The 13,622-nt window shown below is 55.2% G+C and carries 8 protein-coding genes; 6 read left to right on the plus strand and 2 right to left on the minus strand.

What is annotated here, in order from left to right; all coding sequences use genetic code 11:
- Positions 1–665: 665 nt before the first annotated feature.
- The 6 genes from KJZ99_12055 (at position 666) to KJZ99_12080 (ending at position 6,507) form a co-directional block, all read left to right on the plus strand.
- On the plus strand, positions 666–2,831 hold the full coding sequence (locus KJZ99_12055; GenBank protein ID MCL4306635.1) for a PQQ-binding-like beta-propeller repeat protein: 2,166 nt from the start codon (positions 666–668) through the stop codon (positions 2,829–2,831).
- Positions 2,832–2,851: 20 nt separating this feature from the next.
- Complete coding sequence (locus tag KJZ99_12060; GenBank protein MCL4306636.1) at positions 2,852–4,156, plus strand: sigma-54 dependent transcriptional regulator; 1,305 nt, start codon at positions 2,852–2,854, stop codon at positions 4,154–4,156.
- A 121-nt stretch (positions 4,157–4,277) separates the two neighbouring features.
- Positions 4,278–4,490, plus strand: a complete 213-nt coding sequence (locus tag KJZ99_12065) for a helix-turn-helix domain-containing protein (protein ID MCL4306637.1) — start codon at positions 4,278–4,280, stop codon at positions 4,488–4,490.
- Positions 4,487–4,717, plus strand: a complete 231-nt coding sequence (locus tag KJZ99_12070; GenBank protein ID MCL4306638.1) for a hypothetical protein — start codon at positions 4,487–4,489, stop codon at positions 4,715–4,717. Before KJZ99_12065 ends, KJZ99_12070 begins: the two co-directional genes overlap by 4 nt.
- Before the next feature lie 5 nt (positions 4,718–4,722).
- Positions 4,723–4,935 (plus strand): helix-turn-helix domain-containing protein, encoded by a 213-nt coding sequence (locus KJZ99_12075; GenBank protein MCL4306639.1) that lies wholly within the window; start codon positions 4,723–4,725, stop codon positions 4,933–4,935.
- Between the two features lie 228 nt (positions 4,936–5,163).
- Complete coding sequence (locus tag KJZ99_12080) at positions 5,164–6,507, plus strand: 8-oxoguanine deaminase (protein MCL4306640.1); 1,344 nt, start codon at positions 5,164–5,166, stop codon at positions 6,505–6,507.
- Between the two features lie 81 nt (positions 6,508–6,588).
- On the opposite strand, the gene KJZ99_12085 is transcribed toward KJZ99_12080, so the two are convergent.
- Positions 6,589–7,326, minus strand: coding sequence for a hypothetical protein (locus KJZ99_12085; GenBank protein ID MCL4306641.1), 738 nt, complete (start codon positions 7,324–7,326; stop codon positions 6,589–6,591).
- A gap of 77 nt (positions 7,327–7,403) precedes the next feature.
- Complete coding sequence (locus KJZ99_12090; protein ID MCL4306642.1) at positions 7,404–13,607, minus strand: T9SS type A sorting domain-containing protein; 6,204 nt, start codon at positions 13,605–13,607, stop codon at positions 7,404–7,406.
- Positions 13,608–13,622 lie beyond the last annotated feature (15 nt).

Here is a 13,622-nt window from a genome sequence, read left to right on the forward strand (position 1 = left end):
CACCTGCGAAAACGAAAACTGCGCAGACCAACAAATGTCCGCGCAGTCTTGCTATTCTAAAGCCCCTTGATACGAGGCAGTCAACCCAATTTCGATATTTCATTATATAGAACTATCCTGACACAGCCGGACTCGTTCATCCGGACTTCAAAAAAAGCTGAAGCAATACTTGCGTCAATTTACGACAACGTGTTCAGTCTGTCAATAGAGTAATCGAGAGTAATGAAGAATTTTCACGATGTGCGTGAATTTGCTAACTCATTACATTCACACCCTTAGAATATGACCAAAAAAATCTGGATAAGTTAGGATAAGTCAGCAAAGTTGGACTGCCTCTTGACTTATTCATAAAGCTGGGTCGCTTATACTCCAACCCCCAAAAGAGCACAAAAATCGAAACCCCACTCGCGCTGCGACGAAAATTTCACAGGAGAAATTGACAAAAAAGGCGAGAACTCTAACAAATTTCTTTAGCCGAACAAACACAAGAGATTAGTCTCACCACCGGCTACGCAGTCAGAAAAGCCCGCTTTTTCAGGAGAATCGTCCGGCGCGCTGGACAGAATCGCTCAGAAAAACTATCTTAGACTTGCCCACACATGACCCGCTGCGCCGCTCGTTCCCTTAAGTCTAATCGAAAATCCGGCTGATCACCCACCGACACTATGCACCGATCGACCGCACCCCGCACTCTCTTTCTTCTGCTGCTTTTGACGGCATTGAACGTCGCGTCTCCTCAGATTGCGCGTGCAGCTTGGTGGCCCTATCCCTTCAGGATTAGTGAACTCCATACGGAAGCCGCAGTGCACCTTGGCCGCGTTTCGCATTACACGATTGAGGTCGGCAAGGGCAAGGTTCCGCTGACTGCGCGAATAACTCTCGAGATGGGACCGATGAGTCCTTATCGAAGCGGGATATATATGGACGATCGGCAGGGTAACGTGATGCTTCAGCGCAATTTTGCCTGGCATGTCTATGTTCCCGCAAGCCGGGATCTCGACGGGGACAACGAGCTTGAATTTGTCGTCAGCTACTCGGGGGATACGCTGGCTGGAGTGCGCGCGTACTCCAGCGTACTCAGTTCGGATACGTTATGGGAATATGTCCTTTTGGAGTCTAACTGCCGCTGGCGGCAACGCCTGGACAAGTGGGACGTCTATTTTGAAATCGGGCCGGTTGTGAAACTAAGCGGCGACAGAAACGGTTTGCTCCTGTTGTGCCAGAGCGGCTTCTGCCAATTGCCGCGAGGGCTGATCATGCTGGACGCCGCGACGGGTGAAGAGATTTGGCGAGAGTGGTGCGGGGGAAATAACGAGTACGTTCACGAGGTTACTACGCAGGACGGTCAGCGACTCATCGTAGTCAGCACGTCGTCGAGCGGTAACGGCGCAGTGTGGGAGGGGACGGATGACATGACCTGTTATCTGTATGCGTTACGTCCGGAGACGGGTGAACTCGTATGGCGTCGGTCCTTTCCGGGTATGTTCAGCCATGTGATGTTCCAGCCGATCACGGATTCCCTCGGCACAACGCGCGAGCTTGTCGCAGTATATATCTCTTCACCCTCCAAAGAAACTCCGGCTGCCTTGATGCGGGTGGACCCGCGCGACGGAAGCTCCACGCAAGAGAAGATCTTTCCAGAAAGACAATTCACACCGGCGTTCCAGTTTTGGAAGTCACCGAGCGACGACTCATGGAGAGTGTATCTTACGTCGCTACCTTCCGAGCTGCAAGTCTTTGACAACAACTTTGAGTTGATTGGCGAGAAGTCCGATGTAACCGAGGTTCTCTGTTGTGGCGATTGGGAGCTTCCTGTCGGGCCGGAGCTGCTTGTGACCTCTGTATCCGGCAAGACGCTGTATCTGAACGAGTCGCTGCACGAGAAAGCTCTTCTGGATTTCAAGTCATACAGGATAACGGAGCAGTACTTCCCCGATCAAGTCTGGCCGGAGCTGATCACAACTGACGGCACTACAATCAAGAGATTGCGCGTAGAGCCGAATCCGTTTTACTGGCGCGAAGTCGGTGTCCGGATTGTCACACCGCTCGTGCTTAGCGTGACCATGGCGTGGCTGATCGTGTGGGGAGTACGCACGCGGCGTGCGTATGTGCGCGCCCGTAACGAGAAGCTGGTCTTGGAAGGCTGGGCGCAGACGGCGTCGTTTCAGGCCCATGACACGAAGAAGCCAATTGCCGTGGTGCAGCGGGCCATCGAGAACCTCGAACTGCGATTGCGAAAGGAACATCCGGAATTCAATGTCGAGCCATTTGTCCGCCGCATGAAAGGCGAGATCTCCCGCATGCTTCAAACCTCACGGCAGATTCAGGTGATCAGTCGCGTGACGAAGCCCAACTTGCAGCAAACGAATCTGAGTGAGCTTATCGCGACCACTGTGGACCGCATGAACACGCTTGAACAAGTCCCCGTCGTGCACGTCAATCCAGACCGGCGTGTAGACGCACAGATCGACTATCGTCTGGTAGAATCGCTGTTAGAGAATCTTATCGGCAATGCGATGGACGCTACGCTGCAAGAGGGGGGAAGCGTGCGAGTCATGGCAGACTACGCAAGCGGGAATGGCGGAGGAGTCGAAGTCACCGTGCTGGACAACGGCAAGGGCATGACGGCTCAGGAGATTGAGGATATTCTGAATTGGAAAGGCAGCCGGAAAGCGGGCGGTCAGGGCTTGGGGCTGCTCAGCGCGAAGTGGATCGCCGAGACGCACCACGGCAGTCTGCATATAGAAAGTCAGCCGGGAATGGGAACGAAAATTACTGTGCACTTACCCGGAAATGGAGGTCCGTTATCTCCCGCAAAGACATCATCCTGATTGTAGAAGACGATCGCGCCTTGCGCGAAGAGTTGAGCGAAACGTTCGACATCGAGGGCTATACCGTATGGGTTGCGCCGGACTGTGCGACCGCTCGCAGCAAGCTTGCGCAAAATCATCCGGACGCGATATTGCTCGACCTGCAATTGCCGGACGGCGATGGCATGGAGATGCTGCCGTGGATATTGCAGGAGCATCCGGGGATACCGGTGGTCATCGGCACGTCGCACGCGACGTATGAAAAAGCGGTAAAGGCGATAAGACTGGGCGCTTATGACTTCATCGAGAAGACAGGCGACCGTGAACAGTTGACTACTCCGATCCGCAATGCGGTTGAAAAGCGCAGACTCGAGCGGGTGCAAGCCGCCCTTCGGCGCGAACTGCGCGGCGACGTGTATCTTGTTGCGGAGAGCAAGGCAATGCGCGATCTGCTGACTCAGATTGACAAAGTTGCGCCTACTGACGAGAAGATTCTGTTAATGGGAGAGAGCGGCACCGGCAAGGGGATAATCGCGGATTACATTCAGTCGCAAAGCAAACGTGCGGGCGCACCGTACATCAAGTTGAATTGCGCGGGAATTCCGCCGACGCTGATAGAAAGTGAGCTGTTCGGCTACGAACAGGGCGCGCATGCGACTGCTTTTCAGCGCAAGGACGGGCTCTTTCACGCCGCAGACGGCGGAACTCTGCTGCTGGACGAAATTGGAGATATGTCGTTAGGGACGCAGAGCAACTTGCTGCAGGTATTGCAGGAGGGAACAGTTCGGAGACTGGGCCAGAATACAGCTGCAAAAGTTGATGTGCGGGTACTTGCGGCGACCAACCAGAATCTAAGTATGATGGTCAAGGAAAAGCAGTTCCGCGCGGACCTGCTGGAGCGGCTCCAAGTCTTCGCCTTTACTATCCCTCCGCTGCGCGAGCGTCCCGAAGACCTGTTGCACATACTGGAGCTGGAACTTCAGTCGGCAGCAAAACTCTTCGGGAAGCAGCCGCTCAAACTTGCTCCCGATGCCAAAGCACTACTTCTGACATTGGAATGGCGCGGCAATGCACGCTCGGTTCAGTCTTTTGCCAAGCGATTGACGGCTTATGCAGATGGACAGACGATTGCGGCGTCTGATATCAAGCGGTTTCTGGAGCAGCCCGAGGCGGAGCCAGTAACTTACAAATTAGCGAAGGGCGCGTGGGAGCGCGAGTGGTTAATCAGACTCTTGCTTGCGACCGGAGGAAACCGCAGCAAGGCTGCGCAAGTAGCGGACATCGATCCCAAGACGCTTTACACCAAACTCCGCGATCACGGGCTTGAGGAGTTCTCACCCGATTAGCTCCTGAATCTTCGCGGATTTCCCCGATTGTGCCAGCGTAAGTCTTTGTATTTGCGCTGGCATTTTCTTTGTCCTAAACTCAACTATTCGGACCTGCCTCATCCGCTTTAGACGTCGCCACATGTCCACGATTCAACACTCCCTCGACACTCTATTAACGCTGCGGGAAGCCGCGGAGTTGCTGGGAGTTTCCCGCAGCACTCTGCGCCGCTGGGCCAAGCAAGGCGATCTTCCCTACGTCAGAATAAGCACGCGCGGAGACATCCGGATACCGCGTGCAGCTTTGCAGCAATTTATTTCGGACCGGTTAAGCCAACCTGAAGAACATTTATGAAGAAACTATCCCAAGCGCCCGAGACAACTAAGTCATCGAAAGAGGCTTCCCAAATCGTCCTGCCGGAGATGGTTGTGCCAGTGGATTGGCGCGGCGCGACAAACAAGTTTCAAAGGCGGTTTCTCCGCGCCGTGCTGGCACTGCACAAGGGCAATAAGACCCATGCTGCCGAAGCATTAGGCATCGCACGCCGGACGATTCAATTACAACTTCATCCACAGGACTAACAGAGATGAACGATGAGCAGTCCTTACTAACCATTCGTCAGGCCGCGAAACTCATGGGAGTCTCCGTCTCAACACTACGTCGTTGGTGCCGCGCTGGGCACATCGAATCCCTTCGCATAAACTCGCGCGGCGACCGGCGCTTTCAGCATCATCACCTTGAAGCGGTTCAGCGCCCAAGGTCGTCAGGCCGTCCGAGAAAGGATTCAGCGGTGCGCTGACGGGGAAAACCTGCTTCCATAACTGCACTATTCGAAGCCAGAGAATCCAGCCGCACAGACGCGCAGAGACCTAAAGAAAACAGAGGGTTACGAGACATTCGTAACCCTCTGTCTTTAAAGAGTAGCGACGAAACATCGGCACTTCGCATGATTCTCAGAAGAATTGTATATTGATTAGAAACCACAAACTTGCACAGTTGCTGATCCAATCTGATCATCAGAAGAGCTATGTTAATTCGTAATCTCCACGCCGCCTATACTGAAGAGTTTGAGAACGGCCCGATTTGTATCAGGACGGACGGCCCGCAAATCGTCGAAATCGCTCGCAGTCTGAATGCACATTCCGGTGAGGCGGTGATTGACGGATCGCATTTTGTCGCGATTCCCGGGTTGGTGAACACGCATCACCACTTCTTTCAGGCCTTGACGAGATGTTTGCCGGGGGCGCAGGACTCCGGCTTGTTTGACTGGCTGGTGTTTCACTATCCAGTCTGGAAGCACTTCGACGAAGAGATGTTCAGAGCGAGCTTCCGGCTGGCAATTGCGGAACTATTGCTTTCGGGATGCACATTCACCTGTGATCATCACTACCTTTTCCCCGGCAGGGTGCAGAATGATAGTCTTGCAATGGAGCTTGAGTGTGCAAGCGAGCTTGGAATTCGTTTTGCTGCATTGCGCGGTTCGATGACACTTGGGCAGTCAAACGGCGGACTGCCGCCGGATGAGATTGTGGAGCGGGACGACGAGGTGCTCACACATTGCGAACGATTTGCGAAGGAGCACCACGACTCCGGCCGCTTCTCCATGCGGCAGGTGCATCTGGCGCCTTGCAGTCCGTTCAATGTCACTGCAGAACTGATGAAAGACACCGCAATACTGGCGCGAAAGCTCGGCGTTCGCCTGCACACTCACTTGGCGGAAACGACGGATGAGAACGAGTTCTGTTTGGCCAGATACGGTAAGCGGCCGTTAGCGCTGATGCAGGAGTGGAACTGGTTGGGACCCGACGTGTGGTTTGCGCACGGGATATACCTGAATGACGATGAGATTGGCCTGCTGGCGAGCACTGGAACAGGCATCGCACACTGTCCGTCGTCCAACGCGCGGCTCGGTTCAGGCCGAATGCGTCTGAAAAACATGTTGGAGGCAGGAGTGCCGATCGGCATCGCGGTTGATGGATGTGCGTCCAATGACAGTTCTCATATGCTCGCCGAGTTGCGTCAAGTGCTGCTGCAACATCGCTCGAATGACGGCGCGCAAGTATTGACGGCACGACAGGTGCTGGAGCTGGCAACAGCGGGGTCGGCGAAGCTGCTCGGACGCGACGATGTCGGAAAACTGCGTGTCGGAATGTCGGCGGACATTGTCTTGTTCGACTGGCATGAACTCGGCTACGCGGGCGCAGCCGACCCGATTGCAGCGCTGTTGTTCTGTGCACCGACCAGACCGCACACGGTAATCGTGAACGGGCAGTTGGTCGTTCGAGACAGGACATTACTGAACGCAGACGAAGCTGAGATTGCAGCTCACGGGCGAGCACAGGCTCAAAGGCTGTTAGACTCGTCGCGATAGAGATTCCTTGCAAGAACAAGAAGAAGCCCTTAGGAGCGGTCCTAAGGGCTTCTGAATTTCTGGGAAGTGCAGTGAGCTGTTCTACTCGACGATGGCTTTCACGTAGTAGATGTGCTCGATGCCCAAGCCGGTGCTGTCGAGATATTCTGTGACATCAACCGTGTCAATCGGCGCGAAGGGGACATTGGCGGGCATTTCTTCGGCCCGATAGATCACGTATCTCGGCGGATCCGGCAAAGGCACTCCAAACGTTCCAAGGATCACCTCTTTCCAACGCAAATGCGCGGCTGTGCCATTCCAGAAGATGGTCAGGCTGTCCGGCGCCAACGGCAGTTGTGTGCAGACGAACAAGGCGGGCGGAGAAAACGTTCCGGGCATAAAGGATCCGTCCGGCCTGCGGTTGCTGAAACTGCCGGAAATGGGTACTTGTCCGCATTCCCGCATCACTAAGCCGAATGTGAACAACTCACCTGGCCCAGCCCAATAGGCGGTGCTGAACAACGTGGCACCGACTTCCAACCAGTTCGGGGCGGCGGGAATGTGATCATTATACCGAAAATCCAGACCCGGCCGCCCGGCAATCAATGACCCGGGAGCGGGCGCCACGACAAGATCGATGTCATTCGTGTCATAGACCATGTAGACGTTGAATGAACGGACCGTGTCCGAGGCGGTCATGTAGGCGGAAAACAGGATCGTATCGCCGATCTGCGCAAAGGAGGTGTCCGGTTCAAAGTACATTCCAGCCGCGCAAGCGGGATTCCGTAGCGGAATCGCAACGCACCAAACGGCTACCAGCATAGCCACAACAGGTCTCATACACACCTCTTTGAAAGATTCCCCCCGCCGTCACAGCGACGGCGGGGGAGCCACAATTGCAATATAGGCGTTCTGGATTACCGAATCAAGAGCATCTTCTTGACATCGGTAAATCCGTTCACACTGATGGTATACATATACACACCGGTCGAGAGGCTGCTGGCGTCAAACGTCACCGTATGACGGCCGGCTTCCAGCTCGCGGTCAACGGCCGTCGCGACGACCTGACCCAGCGTGTTGTAGACCATGATCTTCACGTGACCCGCATCGCGCAAGTCGAACCTGAGGTTCGTCGTCGGATTGAACGGGTTCGGATAGTTCTGATACAGAGCATAGTTGTCCGGCAGCGACGGCGTGCTGAACAGCGGAACGGTTCCGCCTTCAACTTCGATGATTTCGCCGGTATTGTCGAACATGCTCACGGACGTCAGGGCCAACTCGCTGTTGGCCGTCAGAGCACGCGTCACGCGGAACGTCACGGTGCCCAGGATCGCGTTGCCTTCCAGAGTGGACCAACCGCCGCAGGAAGCCGCTACGAAGCCGACAACACCGCTGAGACCCGTAACAGGAGAAGTCTTAGCAAACAACATTCCGTCAGGCGACAAAGCCGTGCCGGTCGTCGAGGTGACGATTTCGAGGGTCGTTTCGTCGTAACTAAGAATCGCTTCCACAGCCTTCACCGTATTGGCTTCGTTCCCGTACAGGGCGACAGTCACGGTGAACTCGCTGCCGACTTCCATCGCCGCGTCCGCCGGAATTTCCAGCGCAACCACTGGAGCTTCGTCAAGACGGTTGAACGGACGATACTGCAGCGGGTCAGGCTGAATCATGAATTCCTTCGCTTCACCCACCGGCGTCACTTCCGCATAGTTGAAGCTGAACGGCACAAGGTCCTGGAAATTGATCAGACCACCATCATCAGGATTGGGAATACCCTTACCGATATTTCCATTCTCAACGGGAGTATTGACCGGACCGATGTTGCGGAATCCTCCGGCATTCGTAAAGTAGACTGCAGACAGCGAAGCCAAGTCGTCGTTATCCACGCGGCCGCGCGAGTACGGGTCGCCAACGTCGTCCGCCGTGCTGAAATCACCCAACCAGTAATTGGTCGAACGATCGGCATTCTGCAGCATCGCAACCGGTGCATTCAATGACCAGTTTCCGCCTGCGTCCTTGACGAACGTCACGTAGCGGTAAATGTCGCGATAAGCCGCCGCATTACCGTTGCCGTCCACCCACGTGCCCTGTGCATCCAGCCAATAGGTTGTCGGGCCGTCAACATGCGTGTAGAAATCACCGCGATTGTTGTTGGCACCGTAAGTCGCGGAAGTCACCGTTCCAGTCGGCGCGGTCTGCGTGGCCACCAAGGTCCAGCCTGACGGCGGAACGCTGGTCACATCGTAGTTGGAGAGGGTATTCCATAGATCATTGGCGTATGCGGGATACTCACCCGACAGCGGACTGCGGTAGATACGCATTTCCTGAGCATCCGACCCGGCAGTCCACGACCACGCGAGCCACACACCGAGGTGCGTCGGGCGCGCATCGAAGAACGTCACTGTATTGCCGGGAGCCGTCAGGTCGATGCACATCGTGAAGGAACCGGAGGCGTCACAATTTCCAGCGCAATCGCAAACGCGCACACCAAACGAGTAGTATTCACCGTTCGCAGAATTCGGCACGCCGCTGGAGCCGACAATCCAATTCCACAGCGTCGTCGCATCTGCATCGTCAAACGGCCAATTCGCATTGTCAAACGGATCGGCGACATTTAACGTGTCTGTTCCGCCAACGAGCCAGATACTCATGACCGAAGGAACAACGGCGCCGCATGGCGTTGCGTTGCCAAGGTAGCTGATGTCGAGTTCGTTGTCGAGATCCAGATAAGTATTGGCACCGTAACAACCGGTGGTGTCGGGAGCAACGACGGGCGAGGGCGCCGTGTTGTCGCGGCCGACATTTTCCAGATCAACCGTCGTGGCTACGTTACATTCGGTGTCCATTAGATGCAGCGTCAGCGTGTTGCAGCCTTCGACCAGCAGGCCGTAGAAAGTCGCGGCGTCAGCAGCCGACGGGAACGTCGGAGCGTAGCCAGAGCTTTGCGTCGGACCAAACAAGCCGAACGAGCCGCCGCCCGGCGCGAAAGTCACCCACGCCGAATCGAGATCAACCGCGTTGTCCGTAAACGTCGCACTGAAGGCATTAATTAGCTGCGAAGCGTCGCCGAACGCGCAGGTCGCGCTGTTCGCAAAGTTGCTGATGACCGGAGGCGTGCAGTCCACCTCAATTGCCACCACGCCAAGTTCCAGCTCGTTGACATGATTGCCGCCCATAATGTCGATCCACAACGAGCTCACACCGGTAATGGGATAAACACCAGTGGGGGCCGTTACCGTCAAGGGGATACAGGCGACATACTTGGTGTAATCACCCGAGCTGTAGGGAGTTTCGAAGCCCATGTCGACGATGACGCAGTCGCCTGTGGCCATTGCGTACGCGCTGATCAGATTTGGATCTTCATTGGCGCCGGGTGTGACAATCCCCAATGGTCCTGCAGTGAATCCCGCAGGAAGCTGGAGAATGACCTGCAGGTTCGGCAATCCGGCAGTTCCGAGAGTCAAGTAGAGATTGGTTGTGTTGCAATCCGTATTGCAGCCCACGAGATCATCACTCAGCACAAAGTTGACGTCCGCGCAGCCGTTCGGGTTCGGATTGCTGTCCACGTTTACAGGTGCGGCGCCCGTGATGACGTAGGTTCCCGGATAGCCCGCATTGCTGGTGTAATCTGAATAGCAGTTGCTGTCCCATGTATGGGCCGCCGTGTTGTCGAAAGCGTTGTTGGTGTTGGCAAAAGAGTTGTCCGTCACCGTCGCGTTGTCAATCGTTCCTCCGGAGGTCTGCAAAAAGACTCCGTAATTCCAGTCTTCTACGACGCTGTTGGTCAATGAAACATCCAGATTGTCACCGGTTACATTGGCGCGCACGCCATAACCTGTGGAACCATTTCCGATGATCGTCGCACCGCTAATCGAAATAGACTCATCAACGTCAAGGCTACGTGCACGGTCGTATGAGTCTGCATCGACTTCATCTTCGTAGAGCTGTGGCAGAGCAAAGTCACTCCCCAACAGCGCGCCGCCCGTGGACCACGCCAGCACACCGTGTTTCGCTTCCACAGTAACTGCATTCGTGGCCGTCAAGGTTCCGCCGTTCATGGTGAAACCTGCATCATCGGCGAACACACAGACATGACCGTTCAGCACATTCGAATTCGTCAGGGTCACACCGTCCGTGAACAAGAAGATTCCGGCGGCAGAACTACCTGCGGCTGTAAACACAACTCCATCCACTGTGCAATTAAGAAGCGTACCGCTCGTCCCGGTCGCATACTGAAATCCCGTCTGTGCAATGATTCCCGTCGGCCCTACTCCTGTCACGTCGACGTTCGTGCAATTCACATGCGTCCCCAACCCGGAGACAGACACACCGAGCCGCTGGAAATCCGAAATAGTGACGTCTGTCAAGGTGACGGTATCGGGAGTGGAACTGTGGTTCACCGACACGCCAACGCCGCGCGCAGAATTGATCAACGGATTGTCGCGGACGCCAATAATATTCACGTTGGTCATGGTGCCGCCGGAGTTCCAGAACGCGACGCCGATAAGGCGATGATTGCCGCCGCCTCTGCCGTCGCCGTCGACCGTGAGATTGGAAACATGCACCGTCGAATTATCGAGGAAAAGCACTGGCCGATTCGGATTGCCTGAGGTCAGATAAGTATCGGGCATCGTTCCTGCAGGTGCCTTGATAATCGAACTTCCGACTCCCGAGCCGATGATGTTCAGATTCGTGTAGCCGATGGCGTGTACCTGCCCAATATAGGTTCCGGGTGCCAGATTGATCGTGCTTCCCGATACAAGAGCCAATGCTTCCATGATGTAGTTGCTGGCGCCGGATATCGGGCTGTCATCATCCACCCAAAGATTTGAGAAGTTGCCGGTATAACCCGGATTGTCGTGAGTGCCGACCAAACCCATCCACGGAGAATAATCCACGGATCCAGTAAATATTGAACCGAATGCAGGAGCATCGGAACCCCACCAGTTACCTGACGCATTGAGGATTCCGGGACCATCCCAACGAACTGCCTTTACCCCACAATTCGTAATCGAGTTCCCGTAGATCTTGGTATTCACCGGAAATACTCCGGGCGTGTAGAACTGCCAGACACGAATGCCTTCGGCGACACCGGTAATGTAGTTATTCTCGATGCGGGCATTCGTCACATAGCCCAGCAGCTGAATGCCGCGGAAATTCGTGCCGCCGCCGCTGCCGATGATTGTGTTGTGCAGAATACGCGGGGTGACAATTTCACCATCTGCGGGCGTTACGTCTGCATCATTGCCCATTCCGATTGCGCGCGCGCCGTCTTCAACATTGGTGAAGACATTGTCGGAAATCTCGAAATTCGTATACTTGCCCGACCGGATGGCGGGGCCGTAGTTCGTTGCGCTGTTGACATAGATTTCACAGCGGTCGAACGTATTGTGGTGAACTTTCTGCAGTGTCGTGACGTGGTTTGCACTGTACGTCATGTAGAAGGCCAGCCACGAAGACGTGAAGGTGTTGTACTTGACTTCCGTTTCACCCAACTGCCGTTCAAAGAGCAGTACGTTGCTGTAGAAGTCGTGTGCGTCGTTGTTGCTGAATTCGACTTTGGCCTGCATCCCGTAGCCTGCAATCAAACCGAAGTTGCTGGCCGGAGTGGGATCCGTGTAGTAGCTGAATCCTTCAAGTTCATTATTCGAGATCTTGATCAACGAGGCGGGATTGGAATTGCCCGAGGCCCACATCCCGTTCATTCTGCCGGTCTTGATCTTGAAACCGTCCACGGTGACATTGCCTGAGGGCAGGTTGATCGTCACCACCGCATGGGAATCGTCAATCGGCACATAGCCCGATGCGTCAATCACCGAAGTGACCCCTGCACCTTGCAAAGTCAGCGCCTTGGTGATGGACAAATCCCATTCACTATACGTTCCCGCGCCGCACAACACCACGTCGCCGGCCGCAGCCCAGTCGATTTCGCGCTGGATGTTCGCACCGATTTCCTTGACGTTATTATACGTGTAGGGCCCACTCATGTAGGAATACGATCCCTGAGCGGTCGGCGGGTTGGTTCCAAACATGACCTTCTTGTCAAAGGTGTTGTTGTTCCAATAACCCACCCAGTCGAAATCGCCGTAGTTTGCAAAATTACCGCGATGGCGAATGTATAACGCCTCGGAATTCGAGAACGTATTTCCGGAGATCACTGCGGCACCCACGCTGTAGACGTACCACGGCACTCCGGATCCGGAGCCGTTGAAGCTGATCGCCGCCCAGTAGTTCCCGGGCCAATCCATGTCGAACACGTTGTTGATGACTTGGCGACTCGCCACGGCACCCGTATATCCCGCACCGTTCGCGATATCGAGGCTGGTCCCATAGTCGAAGAGGTTGCCTTCAATGTGGTAACTCTGGACGTAAGAGATATCATTCCCCGAATCAAAACGGAAGTCGTTAATGTAGCACGACATTCCATCCGTGATTTGGCAGTACTTTAGGGTGAAGTCGTCGCCGATGACTTCGACGGTCTTGTTATAGTCCGGACCTGTCTGGAACAACTCCAAACCGGTAACAGTGATTCCGTTTGCTTCTACGAACATGCCGCTCGGTCCGAACCCGTTGGTGGCGTTCAGTCCGACACTTGCGGCCACCGCGCCGTAGGACGTGATCGGCGAACCTACTGCATCGACTCCCTGCAGCGTGACATCGTCTTTCCCTGCGGGGATGAACAAGCCAAACTGGTATGGACCCGACGCATCGAAAAGGAAACATCCGGGTGTCGCTTCCGTGTAGGAGCCGGGCAGCACATTCACCGTCCCATTCGCGGCGACGGCTGCGATACCTTCCCGAATCGTTGCGAAGGCGTCCACGCCCCATGTCAGCGTGTTGTCAAACAGGTCGACGCTGGTTTGATCTGTCCAGCTGTCATCAACCCAGACAATCGCCTCCAAGTCAAGGCTGCTGTTGTCAACGCGAGGAGCCAGCCACGGACCGTTCTGACCATGAATTGCGCTCAGAACAGGATCCATATGGCCCGTCATTCGCGTATCAGTCGTTGGCGCTGCCTTCTGAACCGGCGCCGCCAACTGTGGCAACGCACCATTGCGCAAGCCGCGCGGAAGATCGTCCACCGCCCAGCTGTTGCCGGCAATCACGAAGAGTGCCAGCAAGGTGAATACAAATAA

The sequence above is a fragment of the bacterium genome (assembly GCA_023382385.1).
Lineage (GTDB): Bacteria > Electryoneota > RPQS01 > RPQS01 > RPQS01 > JABWCQ01.